This is a genomic window from Pseudomonas fluorescens (assembly GCF_001623525.1).
GTDB lineage: Bacteria > Pseudomonadota > Gammaproteobacteria > Pseudomonadales > Pseudomonadaceae > Aquipseudomonas > Aquipseudomonas fluorescens_Q.
Window position 1 is genome coordinate 1063488 of the sequence record NZ_CP015225.1, and the last position, 26451, is coordinate 1089938.

Annotated in this window: 21 protein-coding genes and 3 pseudogenes; 9 read left to right on the plus strand and 15 right to left on the minus strand. The window is 54.9% G+C overall.

All coding sequences use genetic code 11. The features are described 5' to 3' along the window. Nucleotides 1-31 precede the first annotated feature (31 nt). Both TK06_RS04505 and TK06_RS04510 read right to left on the minus strand, forming a co-directional pair. Nucleotides 32-3547 (minus strand): DEAD/DEAH box helicase, encoded by a 3516-nt coding sequence (locus tag TK06_RS04505; RefSeq protein WP_063321016.1) that lies wholly within the window; start codon nucleotides 3545-3547, stop codon nucleotides 32-34. Continuing rightward, on the minus strand, nucleotides 3537-4307 hold the full coding sequence (locus tag TK06_RS04510) for a Hachiman antiphage defense system protein HamA (protein ID WP_063321017.1): 771 nt from the start codon (nucleotides 4305-4307) through the stop codon (nucleotides 3537-3539). Before TK06_RS04510 ends, TK06_RS04505 begins: the two co-directional genes overlap by 11 nt. 366 nt (nucleotides 4308-4673) lie before the next feature. Here TK06_RS04510 and TK06_RS04515 point away from each other — a divergent pair, with 366 nt between their 5' ends. Continuing rightward, on the plus strand, nucleotides 4674-7667 hold the full coding sequence (locus tag TK06_RS04515; RefSeq protein ID WP_343226760.1) for a TrlF family AAA-like ATPase: 2994 nt from the start codon (nucleotides 4674-4676) through the stop codon (nucleotides 7665-7667). A gap of 752 nt (nucleotides 7668-8419) precedes the next feature. On the opposite strand, the gene mobH is transcribed toward TK06_RS04515, so the two are convergent. Beyond that, nucleotides 8420-10144, minus strand: coding sequence for a MobH family relaxase (gene mobH / locus TK06_RS04520; protein WP_063321018.1), 1725 nt, complete (start codon nucleotides 10142-10144; stop codon nucleotides 8420-8422). 223 nt (nucleotides 10145-10367) lie between these two features. Between mobH and TK06_RS04525 the strand changes: the two genes are divergently transcribed. Further along, nucleotides 10368-10565, plus strand: a complete 198-nt coding sequence (locus tag TK06_RS04525; protein ID WP_007901093.1) for a hypothetical protein — start codon at nucleotides 10368-10370, stop codon at nucleotides 10563-10565. Nucleotides 10566-10697: 132 nt separating this feature from the next. Here the strand turns inward: TK06_RS04525 and TK06_RS04530 are convergent, their stop codons facing one another. Beyond that, the gene (locus TK06_RS04530; protein WP_063321019.1) at nucleotides 10698-11660 is read right to left on the minus strand and encodes an ArdC family protein; all 963 of its coding nucleotides are present in this window, start codon (nucleotides 11658-11660) and stop codon (nucleotides 10698-10700) included. A 136-nt stretch (nucleotides 11661-11796) separates the two neighbouring features. Beyond that, nucleotides 11797-12126 (minus strand): hypothetical protein, encoded by a 330-nt coding sequence (locus TK06_RS04535; protein WP_063321020.1) that lies wholly within the window; start codon nucleotides 12124-12126, stop codon nucleotides 11797-11799. A gap of 454 nt (nucleotides 12127-12580) precedes the next feature. Here TK06_RS04535 and TK06_RS04540 point away from each other — a divergent pair, with 454 nt between their 5' ends. Then, complete coding sequence (locus TK06_RS04540) at nucleotides 12581-12988, plus strand: DUF3742 family protein (RefSeq protein WP_063321021.1); 408 nt, start codon at nucleotides 12581-12583, stop codon at nucleotides 12986-12988. On the opposite strand, the gene TK06_RS04545 is transcribed toward TK06_RS04540, so the two are convergent. The 5 genes and pseudogenes from TK06_RS04545 to TK06_RS04560 form a co-directional block, all read right to left on the minus strand. Continuing rightward, nucleotides 12981-14519 carry a conjugal transfer protein TraG N-terminal domain-containing protein gene (locus tag TK06_RS04545; RefSeq protein WP_063321022.1) on the minus strand — a complete coding sequence of 513 codons (1539 nt, stop codon included), beginning with the start codon at nucleotides 14517-14519 and terminating at the stop codon, nucleotides 12981-12983. The genes TK06_RS04540 and TK06_RS04545 overlap by 8 nt on opposite strands. Nucleotides 14520-14529: 10 nt before the next feature. Continuing rightward, nucleotides 14530-14839: pseudogene (locus TK06_RS33255) on the minus strand (hypothetical protein). A 3-nt stretch (nucleotides 14840-14842) separates the two neighbouring features. Continuing rightward, a complete protein-coding gene (locus tag TK06_RS04550) occupies nucleotides 14843-16225 on the minus strand; it encodes an integrating conjugative element protein (protein WP_063321023.1) in 1383 nt (460 codons plus the stop codon). Beyond that, complete coding sequence (locus TK06_RS04555; protein WP_063321024.1) at nucleotides 16222-17178, minus strand: TIGR03756 family integrating conjugative element protein; 957 nt, start codon at nucleotides 17176-17178, stop codon at nucleotides 16222-16224. The genes TK06_RS04550 and TK06_RS04555 overlap by 4 nt, the downstream gene beginning before the upstream one ends. Nucleotides 17179-17283: 105 nt before the next feature. After that, nucleotides 17284-17538, minus strand: a complete 255-nt coding sequence (locus TK06_RS04560; protein ID WP_003174132.1) for a helix-turn-helix domain-containing protein — start codon at nucleotides 17536-17538, stop codon at nucleotides 17284-17286. A 169-nt stretch (nucleotides 17539-17707) separates the two neighbouring features. Between TK06_RS04560 and TK06_RS04565 the strand changes: the two genes are divergently transcribed. Continuing rightward, nucleotides 17708-17980 carry a LasR-specific antiactivator QslA gene (locus TK06_RS04565; RefSeq protein WP_063321025.1) on the plus strand — a complete coding sequence of 91 codons (273 nt, stop codon included), beginning with the start codon at nucleotides 17708-17710 and terminating at the stop codon, nucleotides 17978-17980. Between the two features lie 129 nt (nucleotides 17981-18109). On the opposite strand, the pseudogene TK06_RS30575 reads toward TK06_RS04565, so the two are convergent. Together TK06_RS30575 and TK06_RS04570 are read right to left on the minus strand one after the other, a co-directional pair. Further along, a pseudogene (locus TK06_RS30575) lies at nucleotides 18110-18190 on the minus strand (HU family DNA-binding protein); the annotation flags it as partial. 418 nt (nucleotides 18191-18608) lie between these two features. Continuing rightward, nucleotides 18609-19226 carry a TetR/AcrR family transcriptional regulator gene (locus TK06_RS04570; RefSeq protein WP_063321026.1) on the minus strand — a complete coding sequence of 206 codons (618 nt, stop codon included), beginning with the start codon at nucleotides 19224-19226 and terminating at the stop codon, nucleotides 18609-18611. A 137-nt stretch (nucleotides 19227-19363) separates the two neighbouring features. Between TK06_RS04570 and TK06_RS04575 the strand changes: the two genes are divergently transcribed. Beyond that, entirely contained in the window at nucleotides 19364-19957 is a 594-nt protein-coding gene (locus TK06_RS04575) for a hypothetical protein (protein ID WP_008071419.1), read from the plus strand. A gap of 512 nt (nucleotides 19958-20469) precedes the next feature. Here the strand turns inward: TK06_RS04575 and TK06_RS04580 are convergent. Continuing rightward, a complete protein-coding gene (locus TK06_RS04580; RefSeq protein WP_063321027.1) occupies nucleotides 20470-21273 on the minus strand; it encodes an HD domain-containing protein in 804 nt (267 codons plus the stop codon). Nucleotides 21274-21817: 544 nt separating this feature from the next. On the opposite strand from TK06_RS04580, the gene TK06_RS04585 reads away from it, so the two are divergent. Together TK06_RS04585 and TK06_RS04590 are read left to right on the plus strand one after the other, a co-directional pair. Continuing rightward, a complete protein-coding gene (locus TK06_RS04585) occupies nucleotides 21818-22699 on the plus strand; it encodes an NmrA family NAD(P)-binding protein (protein WP_063321028.1) in 882 nt (293 codons plus the stop codon). Nucleotides 22700-22750: 51 nt separating this feature from the next. Continuing rightward, a complete protein-coding gene (locus TK06_RS04590; protein WP_063321029.1) occupies nucleotides 22751-23212 on the plus strand; it encodes a MarR family winged helix-turn-helix transcriptional regulator in 462 nt (153 codons plus the stop codon). 78 nt (nucleotides 23213-23290) lie between these two features. Here the strand turns inward: TK06_RS04590 and TK06_RS04595 are convergent, their stop codons facing one another. Continuing rightward, entirely contained in the window at nucleotides 23291-23980 is a 690-nt protein-coding gene (locus TK06_RS04595; RefSeq protein ID WP_063321030.1) for a haloacid dehalogenase type II, read from the minus strand. A 316-nt stretch (nucleotides 23981-24296) separates the two neighbouring features. Between TK06_RS04595 and TK06_RS32905 the strand changes: the two are divergent. Beyond that, a pseudogene (locus TK06_RS32905) lies at nucleotides 24297-24431 on the plus strand (arsenical resistance protein ArsH); the annotation flags it as partial. Nucleotides 24432-24662: 231 nt separating this feature from the next. On the opposite strand, the gene TK06_RS04600 reads toward TK06_RS32905, so the two are convergent. Next, the gene (locus tag TK06_RS04600) at nucleotides 24663-25250 is read right to left on the minus strand and encodes a TetR/AcrR family transcriptional regulator (protein ID WP_063321031.1); all 588 of its coding nucleotides are present in this window, start codon (nucleotides 25248-25250) and stop codon (nucleotides 24663-24665) included. A 99-nt stretch (nucleotides 25251-25349) separates the two neighbouring features. Here TK06_RS04600 and TK06_RS04605 point away from each other — a divergent pair, with 99 nt between their 5' ends. Continuing rightward, complete coding sequence (locus tag TK06_RS04605) at nucleotides 25350-26108, plus strand: SDR family oxidoreductase (RefSeq protein ID WP_063321032.1); 759 nt, start codon at nucleotides 25350-25352, stop codon at nucleotides 26106-26108. Nucleotides 26109-26451 lie beyond the last annotated feature (343 nt).

Below are 26451 nucleotides of genomic sequence, written 5' to 3' on the forward strand. Positions count from 1 at the left end.
TCGTTACTCTTAACTATGTGACCGCTCCCGTTCAGACGAGCCAGAGGTCATCTGGGCCCAGATAGCTGAGGGCTAGTTGTCCGCTCTGTGGTATTACAGTCGCCCGTAAAACACCACCGCGAGCTGGGTTTAGCAGGTGAGAAAGAACACCCAAGGTTAATCCCTCGGCGGAAAGAACGTGCGGCTGGCCTTCCCAGATATGAAGAGATAATACCGAATTAGGCGGTGGGGGGGCAGCGTGCCAAACTACGTTGGCCGTATAGTAACGTTCCGCCCAAGTTCGACTGTGAGCGGGGACGGATTCTTCGGTAAAGCTGAGCCACAGTGCTCTCGTTTCAGGTGTCGGCCAATCGTGTTGGCCTGACGAAGCGACGACGTGGGGAGACTGGAGCCACACCCGTAGTTCATATGCCGTTGTAAACGTAGCCCCTGTATCGTTAACCGCTTTGATGGCAGCTAACCGCGAATTAAATCCGGCTTGCATAAGTATCGAGGCCGACCTATTCATTGTGCCAGTCTCGACTGCTGGCATAACGAGGCCAAGCTCATAGTCGTCCAAAGCAAGGCCGAAATCTCCAACCACGTCTCCATTCGCGGCAGCGCGGACACGCAACGCTTCCATCGCCCAAGGCAGGCGGTAGACGAGTCCCCCTTCGATGAATTGCAGGGCGTTCCCTTCCTGGCCAGCAATCAGAGCGCTCAATGATTCACCTAGAAGCCAAGAGCGCAGGATTTCTCGCCAGTTGGCAGGGAAGGGATCGGGCGCGAATGGATAGAACGTGAATACCCGCTCTGCGATTCCTGCAATGGCTCGTATGGCTGTCTCGCTATCTCCGATAAGCAAGGCTCCATTAGCCTCGATCAGTAATGCGTTAGCTTCTACTGCAACGGCGTCTAGCGATTGGCCAGCCTCCAAACCAAGACCTGCTAGGTAGTAGCCTCGGCGAGTAGCAGCAGTAGAGCGAGCCCAGATATAGCGGCTTCGGGCCAAAAGCGCCGACTTCATTATGGCGCGCGCCGGCTCGTCTAATCGCATGAGACGTCTTTGCCAGAGCGAAGATTGTAGGATCGCGTCGAGTGCGGCTTCGATCCCTTCATCCGGCACATCGGAATCGCCGATCAGACCGAGTATCGCAGTGTCGAACGTCGCAATATTCCGCTCCCAATCCTTTCGAGCACGATCCTCCTTTGCCAGTTGCTCACCAACTACTACCGGAAAAGTCCAGGCAACGGCGTTGTTCACGACATACTCCATAAGCTGGTTAAGGTCGCCTCCTATCCGTTTGTGCATACGCAACAGCAGCGAGCTGAGAAGCATGACTAATCCGCTCTCCATATCGCGTGCGCCTTTGTTCTCGATCAGCTCGACCCATTCATTGTGTTTCTGGTTTCGCCGATCTTCGAATATCGGAAAGAGGACGAGACCCTCTACATCGATATAGGCGCGACCGGCACGACCGATAATGTTCTTAAATTCCGATACCTTGATCTTCTCACCGTGTCTATACAGTGAGTGCATCACGATCGCTGTGGCAGAAAGGTTCAATCCCTGCGCTAGCGTTGGCGATGAGATCGTAACGCGCAGGCTGCCTCTACGAAGCAGGTGCTCCACTTCCTTACGGTAAGCCGTGGGCAATGCTCCGTGATGCAGCGCAACGCCGAGTCGCAGGCATTTGAGGATGTCGCTATCTACACCCAGCCATTCTGTACCAAGGGCAATCGCAGTCTGCAGCACAGCCGGATCGACTGTGAGTAATGATCGCAACGCACCACGCTCGTGAAGATCGACGATGATCTTCGCAAATGGCTCGACACTGCGTCGCTCAGGACAGTAGATCAAGACTGTCTGACCATCCTCAACAAGGCGCCAAGCCGTAGCGAGGCTCAGCTCTTGCTGGTCATCGGGAAACAGACGCGTGCGCGGCCTCTTTGGCGGCACGAAAAACTGAGGGACGCTACCTGTCATGTAGCGGGGTACGAATGGACGTTCATCACCTACACGTAGATTAAGACGTGCTGCCGGGCTACTCCAAACAACCTCACCGAAACGCAATCGGGTTGGACGCCAGTCACCCTTGATCGCGCTGCCCGGTTGATCGCGTCGAAGCCATGCTGAGAAATCCTCCAATTGTTGACCGTCGGGTAGGATTGCTGAGAGGCAAACGATCCTGCGTTGCTCTGCGTCCGGACGCCGGAGCAGGCGTTGAATCTGCACTTCATAGCGAACCTCACGTTCGCCCGGGCCGATCATATGTCCTTCGTCGAAAACGAGCAGGCCGACATCGTTTAGCAGGGCGGGATCATTGCGTAGCGCAAAATCGATCTTTTCCGGAGTGGCGACAACGATGTTGCGCCCCCGGATTGCATCCTCATCGAGATTCGATACGCCAACGCTGCCATAGAGCGCGGAGATTGTTTTGCCTAATGGGCCGAAGGTTCGCTGCAGCGTGGCCTCAGTTTGGGCTGAAAGGGCACGAAGGGGGGTGATGAAGACTACGCGCTTTCCAGCAGCCAAGCAGCGGAGGATGCACAGTTCAGCGATGCGTGTTTTCCCGGCGCTTGTAGGAAGGGAAACGACAAGATTGTCCGTTTGATCGATAGCACGGGCGGCAGCCTCAATCTGTGATGGCCAGAGATCGATCTCAGCTTTAGGACGGCGACTCAGCGAGGCGATAAAAAGTTTACGTAACTCCGCCCACCCTGGTGCTGCGCCCCCCGCCGATATCAGGGGAAGCTTCTTATGAAAGGTGTTTGACCAGAGGTCGGACAGCAGATGGATTGCTATGCGATGAGCCCACCACTGAGGAAGGAGGTTGAATTCAGCGCAGACAGCTAGATTCTCTCTCAGGCGTGCAACTGCGCGGTCTACAAGCTCCTGCTCACTCCTATCGAGAGCCAACATGTAGGTAGCGAGTGCGCCGAAGAAGTTGTCGGTGAGGGCTAGGTCTAAACCCTCAAACAAGTAGTCATGGCCATCGCGGTCGATTTCGGGGGCGCCTTGCGCCATTCGCTCTTGTATCAGGGCCGTGATCCTAGCATCAGATCCTCGACCACTAAGGCGATAGCCATAAATAAGCGTCTGAAGGCCGTTTATGTCGCGACGCATTAGAAGAGCTAGCGCTTGTTCAAGCGGAGAGAAGTTTGCCTCATTGGCGACTATCGCGAGGAGTGAGTAAGCGCGCGCCGAGAGATGAGCAAGATGATAACTCGCGGCCGCCATAACGAAATGAAAGTCTCGATCACTCTCCCTACGATCACCTTTTGCCATCACTGCTTCAAGTGCAGTTGCTGCTTGTACGAACGCCAAGCGAGCTTGGATTGGATCGCCATCCATCTCGAGTAGGCGCAGACCTAGACCGAGCAAGCCATACGCGTAACTGTGCAGTTCGAAGCTAAGCTGCGTGCCAAACGCGGGAGCGCCCGCAGGAAGAATGCCGTCCCGCCAAATGATTGCCCTTGCCTGCCCCTGCGCGATCAATCTGCCTCGAAAGCCGGGTGCTGACGCGGCCTCGATCGCGGCGATGATCGCATCGCGACTAGTTGCCATCGGCGATCACACGGTCATAAATGGCGCCTACGAAGGCCGCATGTCCATCCACCTGGAGCCCTACGGCCCATTGGTTTATGGTGCCAGGATAGGCCTGGAGTGATTGGCTAAGCAGCGCTCCAGGCGCGTTGCCGGAGAAGGTGAAAAGCAGATGCTGCACGTTCTCGAGAGGGATGCCGTGGCGCACCAATGCGTCATCAATGGCATCCACTAGAGGGATATTGTCGAGGTCAAGTAACCGCGCTGAAATGAAAGATAGTGCATGTGCAGATGGCCTTCCCTCATCTTTGTCTAGGCCCGCGCGCGCTTCGTTGAGTGTTTGGGCTCGCAGGTCAATTCGGCTTTTAGCTTCCGTTTTCAGGAACTTGAGGCGCAGGGTGGCTGGGTCGAGAAGCATGCCGATCACATCGTCTCCGCGCATTGCCATATTACGGTGATCTTTCCAGCGCAGCCGTTTGATCGGCGCCCGATACCCACTATGAGCATTGATCCATTCGGTGGCGTAGATTTCACCCAGGTCACCCGAACGAATCTGAGGCGTTTGCGGCAACAGTCCATTAATCAAATGTGCGGCGCCTGTTTTACCCAATCGCGCTAGAGCATGAGCGATGCGATCCTCAGCCGCGTAGTGGGAGGGAATTGCTGCTGCGGAGAGCGCGATAGCGGTTTGGGCATCTGTGGCTCGCCCCCTCATGACTCGCACATAATGATTACCAACAGGGGTGTCGGCCCAATCGCACCAATCGTTGAATTGAACCATGTGTTTGTCCTGATCCTGTCAAAAGCAAAGGCCGTAAGCTTGGATAAAGTATGAGGCTTTAGGCTTCTCGCCGTGCCTTATGCTCCAAGACCAGCGTAAATGCAATCTCTACTGAACTGTTGCTGGCGGCGCAAAAAAAAACTGTCGTCCGAGCGGTGTTACGGGGGATCCCCCGAAGTACCTTGATTCGCGATGAAAGCGGATGGCCTTAAGATAGTAAATCCGTCCGGGCTAAGCGGTGCTAATTGCACCCTTCTCAGGTATAAACGAATGCGGTGCCATCCTGCCCGAGAAACATAGGACGGGATAGAAGGCTGTCAAGGACGCTTATACCTAGTATTTGCAAATGCTGGCGAGGAGGTTGTTTTGGTTTCAGGGAATGGATTGCACCGCGGATCGGAGTGGCGCCGCTGGGAGCCGCACATTCACGCTCCTGGCACGGCTATGAACAATCAGTTTTCCGGTCCGACAGCTTGGGAGGACTATCTCGCTGCTCTGGAGTGTGCGTCACCGGCGATCGAGGCGATCGCTGTAACTGACTATTATGTTACGGACACTTATCAAGAAGTCCTACGCCACAAGGCAGCTGGACGCCTTCCGGCCACCCAGCTCATCTTCCCGAACGTTGAGCTAAGACTGGACGTAGCTACCGCAAAAGGTGGGTTCGTCAACCTTCACCTTTTTGTGAGCCCAGAAGATCCTGATCATATCGAGGAGCTCCAACGGCTTTTGTCGCGCCTGCAATTTAACGTGATGCGCGACCGCTTCGATTGCACGCGAGCTGACCTCATCCGACTTGGCAAAAAAGCAGACCCAAATATTACGGACGACCAAGCAGCATTGGCCTACGGAGCGAACCAGTTCAAGGTCAACTTCCAAAAACTGCGCGAGGTGTTTGGAGAGAGCGAGTGGGCAAAGAAGAATATTCTCATTGCCGTTGCGGGTGGAGCAAACGATGGAACCTCCGGAGTGCGTGAGGCTGCGGACCAGACTATCCGACGTGAGATAGAAGGCTTTGCCCATGTTATTTTCGCTAGCAGTGCCGCCCAGCGTGAATTCTGGCTTGGTCAACGCCAGCTAAGCCGCTCAGAAATTCGTGCGCTATACGGAGGCCTCAAACCCTGCCTACATGGCAGCGACGCTCATAAGCTGGAAGAAGTTGCCAATCCGTTTGGAGATCGCTTCTCTTGGGTCAAGGGTGGTCTTGAGTTCGATGCACTGCGCCAGGCATGCATCGACCCAGAGGGGCGAGCCCATGTTGGAGCTGAGCCTCCAGCCTCAGCGACGCCTTCACAGGTTATTTCTCAAATCGAAATCCTCAATGCGCCATGGCTAACGACACCCGTCATTCCACTGAATCCTGGCCTCGTCGCAATTATCGGTGCGCGTGGCTCGGGCAAGACTGCCTTGGCCGACATGATCGCAGCAGGGTGCGACTCTATTTCGGATGAGGTATGGGCTGCGGATGAGTGGGCGAACCCTTCGTTTCTCGTTCGGGCGCAGCCCCTGATCGGCGATAGCACAGTTAAGTTAAGTTGGGCGGCTGGGGATCCGAGCGTTCGATCACTTAACGGCTCAGACGCTAACGGTCCTTATGCTTATGAACGAGTACGCTATCTGTCACAGCAATTTGTGGAGGAGCTCTGCTCGTCTAGTGGGCTTACTGACGGGTTGCTACGTGAGATCGAACGCGTGATCTTTGAGGCTCATCCCGACGAGGGACGTGACGGCGCATTAGATTTTGAGGAGTTGCTTGAACAGCGCGCGACGCGGCATCGTCTTGCCCGTGAACGTGAAGCAGAGGCGGTTGCCCAAATTTCTGACCGAATTAGCATCGAGTTAGAAAAGGAGAAGGTAGCAGCGACCTACGAGTCCAATGCGGCTCAGAAAAAGAAGCTTGTCGACGCTTACACCGCTGACCGCGCCAAGCTAGTGTCCCCCGGTAGCGAGAAACGTGCTGCGCGCCACACTGAGCTGGCGAGCATGGTGAATACCATTCGTACAAAGCTACGGCGTTTCACAGGGCAGCGGCAAACCTTTCTCGCCCTCCAAGACGAGGTAAAAGATCAACGCCGCAACCAAGCACCAGAGACGCTAAGACAGGCGCAGGCTCGTCATTCCAATAGTGGCTTGTCGGATGAGCAGTGGTCGGAATTCTTATTGGACTACAAGGGACCTGTTGACAGAAATCTCGCCGACTTCATCAAGTGGGTTGACGATAAGATCGCAGCTGTAAAGGGAACGGCTCCGGTTCTCGGCGAACCCAGCACGCCCTATTTCCCCGATGATACCGATCTGAGCACGCTCTCGCAGGCAATGCTCGATGCAGAGATGACACGATTGGAGAAGCTTGTCAGCGCTGATAAGGAGACTCAGCGCCGCTACACCGCTCTATCCGGTAGCATCGCGACCGAAACCGCAGCGCTCCAAATCCTGACAGATAAGCTAAAGGACGCCCAAGGGGCGAAGGCGCGGGCCAAAGATCTGCAATCCGACCGCGAGGAGGCCTATGGGCGAGCATTCGACGCCCTTATCGCTGAGCAGTCGGTGCTGGAGGCCCTATACGCTCCGTTGATGGTACGACTGTCCAAGGCATCGGGGACGTTGAAAAAACTGTCTTTCTCTGTGGTGCGCATTGCTAACGTGGAACAATGGACTTCAGTCGCTGAAGACGGATTAATCGACCTCCGGAAGATCGGTGCATTTCGCGGTAGGGGTACACTTCTGCAAAGGTCGAACGAGGTCCTCAAAAGTGCTTGGGAAACGGGTGACTCAGTAGCAGTTTGTGCCGCGATGAAGGAGTTCCGGCGCCTGTATCAGAAGGAACTGCTTGATCACGCGCCTGTACCGCAAAACGACCAAGCAGAATTTCGCGCTTGGTCGAAGCGATTCGCGCAATGGCTGTTCAGTACCGACCATATTTCAATCAGGTATGGTATTGAGTATGACGGGGTTGATATCCGAAAGCTGTCTCCGGGCACGCGAGGGATAGTCTTGCTGCTGCTCTATCTGGCACTGGATGATAGTGACAACCGTCCTCTGGTGATCGATCAGCCCGAGGAAAATTTGGACCCGAAGTCAGTCTTTGATGAGCTGGTTCACCTTTTTGTTGAGGCAAAAGCGCATCGCCAGGTGATCATGGTGACGCACAATGCCAACCTCGTCATCAACACAGACGCCGATCAGATCATCATTGCTGAGTCTGGGCCGCACCCACATGGCGCGCTGCCTCCAATCACCTATCGGTCTGGCGGGTTGGAGAATGCGGACATCCGAAAAGCCGTTTGCGATATTCTCGAGGGTGGCGAAGGAGCTTTCCAAGAGCGGGCGAGGCGTCTTCGGGTACATCTGGATAGGTAATTAATCCCACGCTATAAAAATTGGCGGCCCAGATCCGTAGTCTCAGTGTTGGGCGGTGTAAACGTAAGCGTCCAGCCAAGTCACCTTCCGAACTCCAGCATTAAGGACGATGGTGTCCGCGTATTTTAAAGCGGACACCATCGTCCTTAACGTCAGGATTTCCATGCGCCAACGAAGCTCTTACCCCAAACCGTTCAACGTCCAGGTCGTTCAGGAATGTTTGCAGCCCGGTCCGGACGCCGGTTTGTAATCAGCTGCGCGGTAGCAAGCCGCTTGAGGCCTACGGCTGAATGCCGCCGAGGACCATTTCTTTAGCAGAGACTTGCCTGTCCGGCTTTTGCGCGCTGTCAAATAAGCCCACGATAGGTCATTCGCAGGATCGATTGGATCTACTGTGAATTTCACCTGTATGAGCGCCATGAGCTGATCGGATCGCTTGACGATTATGTCGTCTAACCCGCGAGCATCTTTTTTGGTCATCCGCCTCGAACTGAACCTATTCGTAGAGTCCGGGATCGTTTAGCCAGTCACACAGTACACGGATTCCCACAAGTGCCTGGTACATATACCCATTCGCGGGTATTGCGCTTCGTTTGACTCTGCTAGCCACCCCTGACCCCTATTCGTTGTCCAATTACCTTGTTTGCTCATTCCACACGAAAACTTCCATGACGGTGTTCCGTGATCAGCTATTGCCCACACGCGTTAGCGGAGCTGTGCTCTTTAGCCAAGCCCCCGATATTGTCCATTGCTCATACCTCGTCAAGTGTGAGAAATGGGTTGTCTGGCGGTATCGATTCTAGAAGTGACGTCGGCTCGGCAATCAGATACCCCTTCAAGGTCGTTTTCTTCCTGGGACCGTGCACTTGGCACACCCAGATATTCAAACCGTTGCCTCGCTTCCTGTGGATCTTCAGTTTCTCGAACTGCTTCTGCACCCAACGCCACTCTTCAGTTTCTTGATTGGCACCCTGTGAGATACCAGGAAACTCCTGAACGTAGCGTTGGAAGAGAACAGGTGTTACTAGAAACACCGAGCCGCGCACCGTGTGCACCTTGGCCTTGCTGTCATTGATGATCAGCTTGTGGCTCAGGATGCTTTCCTTCACCCAATTCAAGAATGCCTGGCCAGGGTTATCCGAAGGGAGGGTTGAAGTTTGAATAGCGTTTTCTGACGGTGCATCACTGGCCTCAGGTTTTTCCAACTCAAACATGTCCAGCAACGTTCCGAGGTAATCGGCCTCCTCCAGCGCCAGGGGATCGGGTTGCGATGTGCTTTGAGTTAATCTTGTACTGACTGCCTTGGGGGATGGTGGTGATGTCGAAGTGTCAGTCGAGTGGTCATCGGCCGCAATGCTCACCGTTCCGCTGAAAGCTTCGGGGCGGTCCTCATTTCCCCAGATCAAAGCCGGTTGGAGTCGCAGAAAGGTGAAGGTTTGTTGCCAGTTTCCCTGGGCGACGAGTGCGGTCCAGATGGCTTTGCCTTTTGGGGTGGACTCAACCAACCCATGGGATTGCAATTCGTCGAACACCGCTATGTTGGACGTGGGAATACCTTCGATCGATTGCGACAGCAAGTAGGCTCGCAACTTGTCGGTGACCGTTTTGCTGACCAGCCACAGTGCGTCCTGGGTCAGCCATGCTGCGGCACCTAGCTGGTTGAGTTTCAGCTCGTGCTGAACCAGATGACGCAGCCCACTGATCAAGTGATGTTGCAACGAATGAATCGGCGCTTGCAGCGCCTTGCTTGGGTTGCCACCGATGTTCTGTGCGGTGGAAACACGGTCGGCTTGAATGACCAACTCGCCCAGCACGCCGGCACGTTCGTATTGGCCGGCCAGGACATACAGCAGGCTGGCCCACAGCGATGGAAATCCACTCAGCCAGTCCAAGATAGGTCGGTCGAGAATTTGGGTGTAGAGCAAGCCGGCGGCGGCGCCGTGCAGGTGGTAGTCGCGTCCTTTGAGGTAGCGAAAACGGTAGGGCTGATCCAGCGGGCCCTGCCAAGGATGCCAAACACGGCCATCCTGGCGTTCGACCAGCAGGTCCACGGCGATCTTGCCGATGTCATGCAGCAGGGCACCATAAGCGATGCCGGCGGACCAGGCATCGGTCTGGGCGGCTTGGTCCTCGGGTGCGGCACCGGTGGGCAGCAGATAGGATTGGCGCAGTTTCAGACTGCAGGCTACCAGTTCTAGGCCATGGTCGAGCATGCCGCCGAGATACGCATGATGGTGAGTCTCGCTGGCGGGCAGTTGCTGGACCTGTTCGGCGTAACGATGGATCGGATTTAAATAGAGCTGGGTGAATTGTGCGTGAGAGAGGGCGGTGTAATGCCAGATGCGATCGAGCAACTGGCGGCGGTGCTCCGCCGCCAACAAGCTGTGGGCTGACTCAACGGGTAGGTAACCTTCGTCGACGTTGACGGTCGGTGGCGGAGGGGGCTTCTGCCTTTTGTGGCGAAACAAACCGAGCATCGTGACCTCCGGGAAATGGCTGGGTCAGTGGCCTTTTAGCCTTTTCGGGTAGGGCTCTTACCCTTGAGTCCCCATTCCCTTCCAACCCTTACCCATCCTTTTGGCTCGTGTCCCTTTGTGCGGCAATTGAGATATTGATACTGCTAGACATCGTTTTGTTAGGGGGCTGGTACGAGAAAGAAAAGAGTCGGTACACTGCGGTGCATATTTTTTGGGTCTTGCCATGAACCTCACTGACGCTACGCTCGTGCTGCTGCTCGCGGCACGTATCCATGGGACCGACGAAGCCGTCAGGGCCTCGGCGAAGAGCGTGGTCAAGAAGTTGCCGCGCAGTAAACGCGATCTGATCTACAAGGTGATCGACAGCCGGAGTCCGCTCGAGCTGGTGGATTTTCTGGCGCAGAACCTGGATGCGGAATGACAGGCTGCGGGTGTGTGCCCATCTCTGATTCTTTGCATCAGAGCCCCGCGGCATGGGGATTTTTCTGGGCGCAGAAAAAAGGGCCCGACTCGCGTTGGGCCCTGTGATGCGATTGCAGCGGTGAGGTAACCATCAAACTCCATCGTTCATGCATCGTGAGTCATCCAAGACCACTTGTTTCAGTTGCTGCTCCAGGTTGAGTACATACTCCGAGGCGCTTCGGGCCTGGCCACTGGCACGAAAGATCGCGCGTTTGTCAGCCTTGAGCAGGCCGAGCCAGGAGTCGATGTAGCCCTCGTGCCGCAACTCTCCCTGTATACCGGTGTAGGCGCATAGAAACGCAGCACCCATTTCGGCGATCAACTCCTCAAATGCGTAATCTGGCGAGCCGAACGGACAGGCTGACGTCACGCCTTCGCGTTGCAACCGAGTGTGATGCCCGGTCCAGTGCGTCAGCTCGTGAAGTGCGGTGGCGTAGTACCCACCTTCATCGTGAAATTGCGCTTTTGTCGGCAGTTGGATGAGATCCCTTATCGGGTGGTAAAAAGCTTCGTCTGTAGTTCGATGAATGATGTTTGCGCCCGAACTTAACAACAGATTTTCCGCAGTGCTGTTGGGGAAGAAGGGATCGTTCGGTTCCGTCTTGAGCACCGTTTCGTTGAGCGTTTCGAGCCCCTCCGTTTGCTCGATGTTGAACAGAAAATGCGTCTTGAGAATCCCGAAATGAGCGACCTTGGGCTGACCGTTTTCATCGAGCACGGGTTGGCCTGACTCGGTCTGTTCCTCGCGCTCCATCGGCTTGTAGAGCACCGCCAGCGTGCTGTGCTCACCCTTACGGATGTGCCCACCGGCTTTTTTGGCTTGGTTGAAGGTCAGCCAACGATCTTGAGTGAATCCCTGCAACCTGGCCTCGGCCCAAAGCAACGGTAAATTGATCCCCGCGTAGGGACGACGCGTGATGGCGTTGATGGGGTAGGGTTGATGATGACCGACGTCAGCTGAGCCACTTGAGGACCAGGGTTTGATCCAGGGGGCAACGTCTTGGTCCAAAGCTGTAACGATCTTGTCAGTCACGTCTTGGTAGATATCGCGCATGGCATTTTCCTCAAGAGAAAACGGAGGAACGCCACGCCCGTCGGGGGAGGGTTCCCCGGTAGGTGATGGTTGGATTGATGCAGGGCTGGCACGCCGTCTGAGTGTGGATCGGGGTGCCGAGTACGACCGTATGCGTTTAGCGTTGATGTTCTCCTGCAAGCGCTATCAGCAAGGCGTTAGGCTGGCCTGGCTCTAGGAGCAGGCTTAGGCTCAGTTGCAGCAACGGGTTTTGGCGTGGATGACCCGTTGACGCGATGTGGGCTAACTCGAACAGCACATAGGGCTCGTGTGGATAGACCAAGTGAGCCTCGAAGGCTGCGCGCAATACGTTGGTCAGCCGATCGACCTGCAGCTTCTCAGGATGACCTGAGCGTTCGAGCAGTACTGCGCGTTGCCACGCGCCAGGCGTGAACACAATGGGCAGTCGAAGGGTGTTCAGAGCTTCGGGTGTAAGTAAGTCGGACATGGTGTGTCTCCGTTGAAAGCGCGAAGAAACCATCCCGTGGGGGAAAGAATTTCCCCGCAGTGGGTTGAAGAAAAACAAGAAGGTTTGCCTGGCGAGCAGAGCTCGGAAGGCGCTCAGAAGAGCAGTAGGCGTTCATCACCGTAGAAACGGTCACCGTGCGAGCCACCGAACGCTAATCGCACTTGGGGAGAACCATCATCGAAGTGACGTAGCCTTGAAGGTTCTGGCTACCTGGGCAGGTGCTGTCGATAACAGCGATCCGTACCTTGTATTTAGCCGGACGATTTATCTGGGTCAATCACTCCAGAGACGCAATTTCACGGGGCTTGTCTTCTGGCTTCCAATGAAGATTTTTTGGCCGGGAAAACTGATAAGCGGTCAGGCACGGACCGTTTTCAGTAGTAGGCTATTACTCCTGTTTCAACCATGAAAACGCTCAGAAGAGGGCGAGACCATGCCGACTCAGCAACCTGTTCAGAGTTCACGTGCCCACCGCTGGGCGTACGCCTGTGGTATGTCGGTGAAGCGTGGTTGCCGTAAGTTGAAAACGTTTGAATCCCGCTTGGTTGAACGTGCGGAGACGGCAGGTATGCCCGCAGGCAAATTACTTGTTCGCGGGAGCTTTATGACTGCCAAGTTGGCGTTGGTTGGGGGGCTGCTCATTATCGGTTTCTGGCTGGTCGCTTCTGTTGTGGTGATGATCGCTGTGATTGCTTTTCTGCAGTCCAAGGCTGTCATTGACACGGATCTTGAAGGGGATAATCCAGGTCCAGACTATCTTGGGGCTAACTCCTATCTTGGCAACTACGATGACAATGGCCACTACATAGGTCATTTCAAATCATCTGATGACGTCAGATGAGTTTCTTCGTAGCACCCATCAACTGATCTGTTCCTTTGCCCGCTGCTCCATGCGCGGCTTTGCTTGCACCTCCTAACATCCCTTCAAGGCTGTTGCCTATTGAGTAGCCAGCCCAGCTCATGGTGACCAAAAATAGTCCAGGCAGCACCAAGAACATCGCCCCCATCACATACTCGATCACCTGTGCCGTGACGGTTCCATCCATGAAGCCGGATGTGGGCAGCGATAACAGCACTTGATTGGAAGCCGAAACCTGGTTGTACAAGGTGTCGAGCAAGCTGGAGTCGACCCAGCGAGCGAGTTCCCACCAGAAGCTCAGCATGTGTAAGGTGAACAGCGCGAACGTCACGGTCATGACAGTTTTCAACTGGTAGGTACTGACCAACAGAATTAACGGCAAGCTGATGATGACGCCCATGATCAGGAAGGCCTGCACCATTGGCAGGGCGGCGCGTAGCGCATTCATCGCAGGGAAGTTGCTGAAGGAGCCTAGGGCTAACCCGGTGTTGGTGGCGAGGTTATTGAGCCCCTGATTGATCGAGCCGCCACGAGCGCTGGAACCATAGTCCTGGTACACCTGTCCGGGCGACATGGACATCGATTGCTGGCGCGGACTGACCAGTTCGCGCAGGGTGGCATCCTCGATCTCGTTGCTCGAACGGCCAGTCAACCAACCTTTCAGCTGAGTCAGCAGCGAAGGATCGACCTGCTGGATCAAGCGCTCGCGCAAGCCGACCCCGCTGTCGCTCCACCACTGCTTGCAGGTGGGATAGCCCGCACCATTCTCTAGCCGCGGCAAGGAGACATCGCGGCTTTCGTCATACGGCCAACTGACTCGCGGTGTACGTGAGCGATCCGTATCGTAGTAGCCGGGCGTGTCGAGCAAATAGCTTGAGCCGATCCAGGACGCGTCGTGACTTTGTGCCTTGTCCAACTGCGGACGGTTGGTGAACAGCCGAGAGCGGGAGTAGCCATAACAGTCGCGGGTGAAGTCGGCGACTTCCTGCAGCAGTACCTGGCTGTCGATGCGCGAACTGTCGATCTCCATGCGCATCTGCCGGATATCCGGCGCGCAAGGGATGGAGGCGGTGGCCGCCGCGGTCACACCTTTGCTCAAGGCATGCACCAGAAACCACCAGATCGGTACGTTGGCGGAGCGTTCGCCGATAGTATTGAAGGTAGCCCCCCAGGCGGTTTCCGTTGGTTTGGCCACACTCACGCCGCAGTGCTGGCTCGCCGCATCATCGAACGTCATTGACGAGAGGCTCAACGGAAAGACGGGCGCGCAGCCAAACAACACGACGATGTAGGCCAGCCACAACCGGTTCTCGATCCGCGGTACCGAGAGCAGCCCCTTGTTGCCTTCATCCGCGCCTTGCTGACGGGCCGATAGCCATTCTTGCAAAATGATCGCGCCGAAGGGCGCGGCGAATAGCCCGGTGTCGGACAGGACACTCCAGAGGCCGTTGTTGATGATCCAGGCCAGCAGAGAGAGGTAAAACTCCAGGTAGCTGTTGGTGCTCATGAGCATGGTGGTGACCTCACAGTCGGGTGAGTTCGACGCAGGTAAAGAGCACGAGCCCTAATGCTCCGAATGCGCTTCACGCGCAGTCGATCCTGTGGTCGATGTCGGTAGCGCCGATGCAGATCCCACCAGAGCGTAAAGAGGGCGGCGTAGAGGAGGGCACGCCACAACCGCAGATAAGGTCGGGCGGATTCGAATGCCTGCTGCCAGGCCTCGAAACTACCCAGCGCGGTGCGGCCGATCCATGCGACTAGTACGGCGGTCAGGATCGTCACCGCGGCAATCCCCAGACCTGAAAGCAGAGTGAATAGCGGTGAGCGTTTCATGGCTCACTTGCGCCTAGCGTCAGCATCATTGAGTCGACCGGGCTCAGGGTCGCCTTGCTCGACGGTACGCGAAGCATCGGCACCACCCGCATGTCGATCGAGCACCAGGCTGGCGGTATTGGTGGCGAGCATCTGCCGGACCTGCAGCTCGGTTTGTAGCAGACGTATTTCGCGTTCCAGGGCGTCGATGTTTTTCGTCAAGGCGGTTTGGGCCGGCTCGGCGGAGGCGATGTTCGGTTCGTGACTGCCCGCCAGCAGGGTGCGCAATAGCAGTAGTGCCTTGTCCAGCACGCTGGACAAGGCCGTCTCACTGGCCAGGCGCCGTGCCAACAGATCCTGGTCGGGATCGTCGCGCAGGGCTTCAATCACACCACGGGTCACCGGCAGCATTGGGCTCGAAGCTTTAGCCAGATTGTCAGAAGTAGGCGGCAGAGAGTCGGACAGCAACCCTTGCAGGGCCTTGAGGCGTTCGCTGTAGGCCTCCTGGATCAGCGGCGTCAATCCGCTGCCAGCGGTCGCACGCAGGGTTTCGCAGCTGTCGCAGGTTGCGACTTCGCTCTCGCCCAACACGCGAACGGCCCAGTCGGATTCCTCCTGGGGCGAAGCCCAGGTCTGGCAAATCGCTCCACCCAAACAATCGCTGCTACTGATCGAGGCACTATCATCCACCGTACGGTTATGCAGCAGGTTGTAGCCTGCGCGCACCACGTCGGCGGTCACTCGAATGGGTGTCTGCCCATTGCCTCCTGCCTTCGAACCGCCGACCCAGGACACCCCATTGTTGCCGTTTTGGGACTCGGTATTTTTCACCGTGGCCACCGCATCACCGCCGGTTTGCTCCAGATTGCTTTGCATCTCCTGGTTCTTGGCCAGCGCACCCCAGCCGGCTTGACCGACCTTGTCCGCCATCTTTTCGGCCATGGCCTGGCAGGTCAGCTTAGAGCGGTCGAAGTCGATACGCCCCTGCATCACCCCGTTACTGAGCAACTCATAGAGACCGGGATTGGCGCGCTGGATGATCAACGCCGGGAGCGACATCACCGCCTGGGTTGCGTTCTGCACGATGCTGCCCATGATCTGCTGGAAACCTTCGGTGGCGCCGTTCAGCTGGTTTTGCAGGGTGTTGGTGAGGCTCATATTTCCGCACATCATGTTCGCTCGCCAGGACCCGCCGACACCGAGACCGCTGGGTCGGTAGAGCGAACTCGGTGAGCCCACTGCCGAGCCGCCACCGATGGTGTACATCACCCGGTCGTCGAGCACTTCGCCTTGAGTGCCCAGGCGGTAATCGCCTTCGGCGGCGTGGGCATGCGTGGCCATGGCGAGCAGTCCACAGAGCACCAGACTCACCACGCCCAAACAGGGGCGCGCGAGAAGCCGACTCATGATGCACCGCCTTCGAAGTCGATGCTGAACAGAAAGGTCTGCCCCTCACGTTTGCAGCAGCTATAGGGCCGCCACAGCGACCAGGCGTAGCCGCCATCCGCACTCTGCACCGGATCGCTGGGGAAGACGGCGCAAGTCGGTTGAACCTGGGGGTAGAGCAATTGCCATTTGTGGGTCGAAGCGTCGTTTTCAATGATCGGGCCAGGCGGCCAGTAGCCGTCGCGTTTGGCGGGCGTGAGCGGTACGTACACATGCGGCTGCCCGTTACGGGTAATGATATCGCCAGCCCGTTGCGCCATCACCGCGGCCGCCTTGAAGTCGTCAGGCTGTACCAGAAAGCCTTGGCGGGGATAGACGTTGCCCCACATGCTTCCCGAGGCCTCACGACCGACTTCACGGATCCCCGGCATGAGTGACTCAGGATAAAGACTTTCCGGGATGCCATGACGCCAGGCTAGTGAGTCCAGGGTACTCAGGTAGTAGGGCATGAACGCCGTTGCACCGCTGGCGCAGGCGTAGCCGGACTGCGAAGCCAGTTGCGTGGCGGCCCAGCCACCGGGATGACCGATGCCATCGACGTTCTTGAAGCGAGGCAGGTTATCGCGGTGGGTGTTCGGCGTGATCAGATTACCGCCACCTTCCGCACCAATGATGGCAGCAGAGAGGGTGGTCATCTCGGTCCAGGGGTTATTGCCCGTGGTGGCGTAGCTCGAGACCACCAGTTCAGGAATGAAATGACGAACCTTGGTCGAGGTTCTGACTGTGCAACCGAAGGGCGTGCAGAGGAGCCAGAAACAAATGCCGACGATCCGATATTCGAGACAGCCTGGAGAAAGCACGGAGGACGTGATGCTGCCGCTGTCTAGCGCCACGCTTGGGCCGCACGTCAGCAGGATGCTCAGCGCCAAGGGCCGTAGCTTTGTGGGCGGGATTGACGAGCAGGCAACAGGCATGATCCAGGCTCTCGGTGTATGGCCTGGGCAGGTTCGGTTAGCGACTGAAGACTGTCAGTGGAAATTATGAAGGCGGATCTATCGGGTTTGTGAGACGTGAGACTATTATTTGACGTGAAGGGCGCTGCGCAGGATATCGGGTTCCACAAGTAACTGATCTGCGGTAATTTCGAAAATGTTGGCGAGCTTGCACAGGACCAACAGCGACGGGTTGCCCGTGCATCGTTCGATTTGACTGACGTAGGTGCGATCCACCTCGGCCATGAGCGCGAGCTGCTCTTGGGTAAGGTTTTTCACGCGTCGCATCAAGCGGATGTTTTCCGCCAGTTGCAGACGAAGCTGTTCGTAGTCTTGAGTCATGCGCGCAAATTGCGCTTTGAGGGACTCTCAATCCACGGGATATAGTCTACATTGGTGTTGATCTAGGCCTTTTGATGCTCATGCTTGTTATCGAGCATTCATTTGGTGTCGTTAAACTTTTCGAAGCTGGGCCCTGCGTCTAACAAAAAATCAGAAATCTAGGGTGTGTATGGACGAAAACTACATTTCAATTCCGGCGGCGGATGGTAGCCCAAGTCTTCTGACGCCTTGGGGCAACGAATTTGCCCCGATGATCGAACGTGGCGTGCAATGCGCTCAGGCTTGGCTTGATACGCCCGGCGAGATTCCCCTGTGGTGGGAGCTGGCGCAAGCGCGCAAGACCTTTCCTGTCGGTGACTGCCAAGATGCCTTCGAAGCCGGATTCTTGTTGAGGATTCAGCAGCGGCTAAGCAGTGTTTCACCCAGCCCAAATCAAAGCTGAGAAAAACGACGTTTAAGAGGCGTTCATACTCATGCTTGAACGGCTCCCGGAGTTCAGCAAGCGTTTCGGCTGCTGAAGCCCCAATACCAGCGCTCTCGCAGAGTAGGTATTGGGCAATCCCACCAGCTTCTAGTTAACCGCGTCTTTCAGCGACTTACCGGCTTTGAACCTAGGCGTCTTCGCGGCTGCGATCTTGATGATGGCCCCAGTCATGAATTTTCAGTACGGTTGAAGAGAAGGTTACGATAAATCAGTAGGTTAGCGAAAGTTATTCCATTCCTTTCAGGGTTTTTTCACTTTAAATGAAATTGGCGAAGGTTTTGATCTTTTTATTTGAGTATCTATGCGCCGTGCCTGTCCACCCAATTACGCTGAGACGAGTTGCTCCTCTCGCCAAGCCGCTCCCAGTGAGTCACCATTTCAAAGCCGATTGGTTAATTCGACGATAATTAGGTGGTCATTAGCAACGTATTTAGGTGGTTAAGTAGGGGTAATGTCGCAATATCAACTAGAAGCAGGGGGGCGCCATAAGCTCAATGTCGTTCAGCGACAACGACTTGAAACGCAAAGCGAAAGGTAGGAAAAGTTGGGATCAAGAAGTCGCCGAGGATAGATACAGTTCTGAAAATTAACCTGCTCTGGCAGTTAATAGTATTTCGGCTATTTGCTTGTTTAGTTGCGCGATTTTTACGTTGCCAGAGGCGTGCGCAACAACCGTTGTTCCGGTAATAAGGCTTAGAAACTGTGGGAGAATGATGTCTGCCTTTTCAGGTTCTACGAACAGGGATAAGCGCGCCATAATGAAGTTAGCCCATTCATCGAAATGCACGCTGACTTTGGCGCGTAAAATTTTCGATGCGTCGTCATTAAAGTCATTCAGGCCTCGGGCAAATGCGCAGCCTCTGAAATCTTGTTCTGAAAACCAGTACTCGAGGAAATCAAAAATCGCCAACAGTTCAGCTTTTGGATCACCGCCAACTCGCGCAGCGTATTTGTTAAGGTTTGTAAATCGAAGCCAATGCCAAAAATCCAAATAGGCGGCAATAAGATCCACCTTGGAAGGGAAGTAGTTATAGAAGGTTCTCTTCGATACACCACTCTCAGCAATAATTCGATCAATTCCGACAGTGTGCACGCCGCGTTCATTAAAGAGGACGATTGCCGTCTTTAATATACGATCCCGTGGCTTGAGAGATGCAATGTCCTCGAAGCGAAGGTCTTTGAAACTTGAAGCAAAATTCGTCATGGAAATCCTCCAGCCTGCACCGTAGCAGGGGTACACAGATCTGTCTACTTTTTCTTGAAAGAGTAGACAGATCTGTGTACTTTTAGCTGGCTGGCTCGGCCCAGTCACAAAATATTCAAGAGCGCTGGAGACACAAAATGCCCAACTTCAATGATTTCTCTTTCAAAGCACAGCCTTGGTACAACGAAGCGGAGTTCCGCCCGCTCTTCGCCAAGGCGGTGAGTCTCAACACCATCGTCATCCACTGTTTCGATCCACGTGCTTCGGAAATACCGGCCGTTGTTGCCAAGCATTTTGGTGAGGTCTACCCAGGCGAGAACGTTCTCGACGAAGCTGGAAACCGGGTAGGACATACGACGACCTTGTTCCCAGTGTCTGTCGCTGGTGGTCGGGCCGTCGCAGGTGTGCAGTCGATCGCCACGATGGTCCATATCTTCGGCATCGAAAGGGTAGTGGTTGTGCACCACTCATTCTGCGGTGCTACGTCTTTCACCAACGAAGGCATCATTGACGCGTTCAAACATGAGCACGGCAGCGATATTTCCTCCGCGTTTGACCATGACAGCATTTGCATTTCGGATTTCGAGACTTCGCTCAAATACGATGTCGGAGTTGTTCGAGCAAACCCAGGGGTGCCAGCGCACGTGAAGATCTACGGCTTCTTCTACAATATCGATACGCTGGAACTGACTGAGGTAGTGAGCGACATTCCTGACCAGGCCAAGGCCTGATTTCAGAGCGGCGACTGACAGTGTTGGTCGCCGTATTTTACGTGCAATTGGATGTGGGCTTCAGCCCCCAAGTGGCTGCACGTCTCTCGTTGAATAGACCCCTTGACCGCCGAATAATGGCGGTGTGGACGTTGCTGACTCTCGCTCGGAGTGGACGGCAGCATTTAAACTATTTACTTAATTGGTAAGCCGTCTCCGGCGATCGATGCCCCCCCGCGATTGAGCTCCTGATATCTTGTCCGTGCTAAACCACGCACGTGAAGGTCTGGTAGGTGACTCGCTATAGTATTCTCCGTTAGCCTACTGCTGACGATCTCGCCGCGCTCTGCTTTATCGCATGCTCGACAAGTATCCACAGAGCTTTCCCTTGTAAGCGTCCAACTCGTTTGTATTTTGAACACTGATTCAGATCACCACAACGTCAGTTGGCTTATAAGATGTTTCGGAAGGGCAAAAGCCAGGCTGGGAACTACTAACTAAGTAAGTCGCAGCCTGGACATTCTGTAAGCAGATTAAACGAAAGGAGGTAAATCAAGTGCGTGCGGAACTGTTTCCACCAGCCCACTTGTCACGGCCTTAAATGAAGCTTCAAATCGCGTGCCGACGAGGTGTTCAAATGCTGTCGCGCTGAATACGCTGTAGAGTTCGTCTCGGGAGTACTTGGCAAGCACATCTTTTACTGATTGTTGAGACATTCGTGACACACCTGTGCCGAAGACATCACAGATAGCGCCGCGCGTAACCAAGAATGCCTCTGCACCATGTTCCTCAGCCGGAACGTGATAATTAAGGTGCACGGCAATGGCGTGTGCCACCGTATCGGCATGCGCGCGCGCGAAGCCCTGTCCTAACAGGAAGTCTCGTGCGTGCACGCCACCGTTGACGGCGAAGCAACAGTCACACGGGCGCGGGTCAGCTGTGGGTGTTAGGCCAAGGTCGTGAAGCATGGCCGAGGCGAAACCTAGTTCACGGTCAAATTCGATACCATCGTGCAACGCGATCATTGACCCGAAGTAGTAGGTGCGCCAGCAGTGTCGCATCAAAGTCGGCTTATACAAGTCTTGAACATAGGCTAGAGACTCTCTAACCATTTTGGTATCAGGCGGTAAAAGGTCATCGATGGAAATGTACTTTGGATTCAGAAGGCCAAGTCGGTGGCGTTCTGCATCCAGCTTCTCTTGGCTAAATATGTACTTCAAATTTTCGATGAGCTGGACTTGTTCGCTCTCACGGAGAATGCCTTTGGTGGATTCTCCCCATTCCACGGATCCGACTGAAACATCGAGTGCGCTTGATGAGCTAGACACAATCTTCATTCTTAACTCCTGGACGTTTTCGTCACGGTGTTGCGACTACTACTTATTGCAATTCAGCAAAGTGCTGTAAGTAGGGATTTGATTTTTTACTGTCCTGCCGAAGCAAAATGGTCCGAGAACCTCGCTGGGTCTGCGCTCCGATCTTGCGACAGCTACCTGCGGGCTTTAGAGCTACCCGCATGAGACTGAGAATACGGGGGGAGGTTTGTGGTAACCATTGGCGATATCGACATAATCGGAGTCGATATCGACACTCTTCGCTTTCGCCGGCTAACTGACATCAATGACCTCGTGCGCTGTCGCATGCTGCTCGCGGAACCATTGGATCGGCCACTAAATAGGCTTCCACCCCATGTAGTACGAGGCCCCGCGTCCGGTCAGCAAGGAGGCCGCGTGGGTGCATAGACTGGTCGACCCGCTGAACGGTCATGATCATTGATTGACAATGGGAGCGTACGCTCCTATCTTGAGTTCCACATAGGGGCATATGCTCCTATCGTGAATCAACGAGCATATGCTCTAACCAATTGAGAGGATTACGAACATGAGCGCAGCGGATATTCTTGTAAGCGGTGCGACCGGGCGAACTGGTGCAGCAGCAATCGATGAACTGCTTAAATTGGGCAAGAGCGTCCGCGCTTACGTGCGTTCGGACGACGAAAGGGCTGCTGCTCTGCGCCAGCGCGGAGTTGAAATTGCTATTGGCGATTTCACCGACATCGATGCTATTCGTGCGGCAATGGAAGGAATTCGCGCGGCCTATTTCCTTTATCCACTGGCACCTGGGATCGTCGAAGGTGCAGCCTATTTTGCCCAGGCAGCGAAAGAGGCTGGGGTAAAGGCAATCGTGAACATGTCGCAGATCTCCGCGCGCCGCGATTCCAAAAGTCACCTGGCGCAGGATCACTGGATCTCAGAGCGCGTTTTCGACTGGTCAGGCGTACCGACAACGCATCTTCGCCCCACTTTTTTCGCAGACTGGCTGGCGTATCCTCACTTTGCAAAAGAAATCTGGGCCAAGAAAAAAATCGAGTTCCCCTTTGAAAATGGCCGTCACGCGCCTATTGCTACTGACGACCAAGGCCGGGTGATTGCCCATATCCTGGCTAACCCAGCGGGGCACGAAGGTAAGATCTACAGCCTTCATGGCCCGGTCGAAATGAACCATACCGAAATCGCCGCCGCCATGAGCGAAGTGCTTGGCGCGGAAATCCAGTACGCACCGACATCAATCGAGGCGTTCGAGCATAAGATGGAGCACGAGTACAAGTTTCCAGCGGCTCTGGTACAGCACTTGGTCGAGGTTGCTCAGAACTACCGCGAGGGTGTCTTTGCGGGTGTGAACGACGTAGTCGAGAAGGTTACCGGTACGCCCGCACTGTCGGTGCAGGCCTTCGTGGAAAAGTACCGAGACGTGTACGTGTGACCTGAATACCCAGGGCACAAAAAATCAAACAGTAGTGAAGAGGAAGTAGAGATGCTGCCGGTGAAACAACCACTAGGGATCGACCATTGCAACTGTTCCGCCATAAGGAAGGCGAGCCGGCAGATCACCCGTTTCTATGATGCGCAGCTCGAGCCTTCGGGGCTTCGAATCACTCAGTACCTTGCCTTGGCAGCGCTTAATGAATTGGGAAGTGCTGCAATCAATACCCTTGCTGAGCGGCTCGACATCGAGCGCACGGCGATGGGAAAAATGACCGGCCTACTGGAGCGCGATGGATTGATCTCGATCAGTCCTTCGCCATCCGACGCCAGGAGTCGCCTCGTTGAATTAACCGAGGCGGGGCGGAACTTGTTTGAAAAAACAGCGCCTCTATGGGAAGAGGCTCAACGGCAATTTGAACGATTGAACGGCACGGAACAAGTAAGTTCGTTGCGGCAGGGGCTGGCTGCTGTGGTGGTCGGTGATATCGAGCGCGTTGTATCGAATGACTGAGTTATTGCACTGCCTTCCAGGGCGAACCCGTGCACAACAATCACCGACAGATTCCTCCGAGTCCTGCCTTCGTATCAATTAGCGGATCTGTGCAGTCACACGCGAAGCTATGCCGCTCAACGATTCGAGCTTCGTTGCCTTTTCATACAACCCATATTCTTCGGGCTGCTTGGATCGATTAAGCCAAAACGCACGGAAACCGAACGCATGAGCCCCAATGGCATCCCAAGCGTTGGATGAGAAAAAAGCGATCTCTTTGGTCGACGACACATTCAGTGCTGCTACTGCAATCTCGTAGGCCGCTGGATCTGGCTTGTAGATTTGTACTTGCTCAATGGAAAGGCACTCATCAAGCAAAATATCCAAACCCGCAGACCGAACCGCGCTTTCCAGCATCCGGGGAGATCCATTCGAAAGTATCGCTGTTCGTACGCCAGCTTCGCGAAGGCTGTGCAATGCTGCTGGGACTTCAGCGTAGGCGTCCAGCGTCAGGTAGCTTGTTAGTAACGTCTGTTTTAGCCGCTCATTCTTCACATTGTAAAAAGCCAGGGCATAGTCGAGTGCTGCCTCGGTTAACGTCCAGAAATCTGTATGGCGCCGCATCAGGGTATGAACCCACGAATATTCCAGTTGCTTGGTGCGCCATAGGATCGATATTTCGCGAGCGTGCTTACCCAACTCATCGGCATGTCTTGCGACCGCAGAATGGACGTCGAAAAGAGTCCCGTAGGCATCAAACACGCAGGCGGAGATTCGTGGTGTGGTCATGATTGCCCCTAAACATTCTTAACTGGTTAACAGGGTTTGGAGCTCGCGCATTTGCTTATCGTGCAGCGCTCTCTGTAGCGTTAAAGCGCTTAATCGATGCATCAAAGCCTTGGGCTGTTTCTGAAAACTCGCTGGCGTCGCTGCTCTACTATGCCCTAGATACTGAATGGGGGCGTAAAGCGCTCTCAGTTGCGTGGGCGTGAGACGGATTTCGGCTATCGCTGAGTGAGATCAAGAAAGGTCATCACGCTAAAGCCAAAATGAGCAAAGGTTTCACGAGGACAGAAAACCTCAAACCCCGCTCAGCCCACCTGCTTCTTTCAGCCGGCTGGTCATCAAAGAGGCACCACGCCTGCTGGAGTAGTTTGGTGCGGAAACGAAAATTTTCGATCACTCAGAGCTGCCGTGTTCGGACGATGCATCTGATACCCATCCCAGCGTCGCGGAGTTATGCCTATGGGTCTCGAAGAACAGCGACCTAGAGACATTCGTGAATGTCCTCGGGCTAGGACGCAGGTGGACGGAGTGACCTCAACGTCGCTGGCAATGTGGCCGCCTATTGGATAGAGCGCACCTTCTCGGTAGGCACCTACTTAAGCCGCATCAAGCTAAAACGGCTTTAGCTAAAGGGCACTGAGCTTCCACTCCTTTAGCCGTACGACGCGATATCCGGTTTTTAAGGCTACACGTTTTTCTTTAGGCTTTCGGGGCTACCAGTGCACAGACCATCCATCACCAAGTTCATCAATCTGGCGAGACGCGAGCGCCATTCACTCTGGACATCCATTTGCCATATTCCAGCGATGGCTAGAAAAAAGTCGTCGTTAGTAATCCCGCTACGAATCGTTCCGGCCTTTTCATTTGCCCTCAGAAGCGACTCGGCAGCTGCCTGGACTGGAGCGTATCCCGACTTCCCTGGGAACTCGTAAATAGACGCAGCTTGTTGTATCGCAGCAGCGAGTCCTGCCTTTGTCATTGCATATTCAGCGAGGCAGTCCATCCACTCTCGGAGGGCCTCCTTAGGTGGTTTTGTCGCGAGCAGCACTTCCGCCAACGAGGCCACCTGCTGCATTTCGAATTGATAGACCTCGAATACCAGCTTCTCTCTGGTAGGGAAGTGGCGATAAAACGTTCCCTGTCCTACCCCAGCCTTCTTCGCAATCGTACTCAGCGGAACCGCAGGATCGCTAGTCAGCTCTACCACCGCGACCTCCAGTATCCGTTCCCGGTTTTTCTTGGCGTCAGAACGCATCACCAACTTGTCAGTCATGAGCAAAATTTTCCTCCACTGCATTGCTAAGCGGACAGTTGTCCGGTACGGTTTGCAAGTGGACACTTGTCCGCTTACTCAACGTTTCTGGAGTTTACTATGAACAGTACTGGCAACACGATTCTGGTTACTGGCGGTACCTCAGGTATCGGCCTTGGTCTGGCACTTAGGCTTCACAAGGCGGGCAATAAAGTCATTATTGCGGGACGTCGCAAGGCTCTGCTCGAAAAGATCGTGTCGGAACATCCGGGTATTGAATCAGTATTGCTGGACGTCTCCGATCCACAATCCATCCAGCGCAACAGCGAAGCGCTTGCGATCAGCTACCCGAATCTGAACGTTCTCATAAACAACGCTGGCATCATGCATTGGGAGGATCTGACTGATCCGGAAAACCTGAGCACAGCCGAAGATATCGTGACAACGAACTTACTTGGCACGATTCGTATGGTGTATGCATTTACTCCCCAGCTGATCAAGCAGCCCAGTGCCACGATTATGAATGTCAGTTCAGCTTTGGCATTCGTTCCGCTGCCTGCAACGCCGACCTACAGTGCAACCAAAGCGGCAGTTCATTCGTTCACTCAAAGTCTTCGAGTGCAGCTAGAGGCCTCGTCAGTCGAGGTTGTCGAGCTTGCGCCGCCGGGGGTACGTACTACTTTGCTTGGGCAGGAAAATGACGAGCATGCGATGCCCTTGGAAGAGTTTTTAGATGAAATTTTCGAACTGCTCGAGATTTCTCCGACCCCACCCGAACTCGTAGTCGAGCGCGCCAAGCCATTACGGTTCGCTGAAGCGAGCGGTGCACATGATGAGGTGTTGAAAATGCTTGCGGGATACAAACCACCGGCAGAGTGACGATTACCTTGTAGGACGCGCCTTGCGTCCAGGCAAGCAGATTGCCTCTGCCTACCTGGAGGCACAGTTTCTTCTTGCTCCGATTCATATTGGGGAAAGGTGGGCAAAGCTGATCACCCAATTGGAGCTCTTGGATGAATGCGGTGCGCAATCTCGCGCCCGAAGGTTTGGCTACCAGCAGAGCACTCTGTTACAGCCTGAAACGCTGGCTGACGCAGATGGCAAGTGGGATTGGTCATTCGCTACCGCATGACCCGACGTCCGCCTCAAATCGTAGGGACTGTAAGGCATAGTCTACTTAGCCAGATGAGCCATTCGTCGAGGGCAGAAGGCGTCGGTTGAC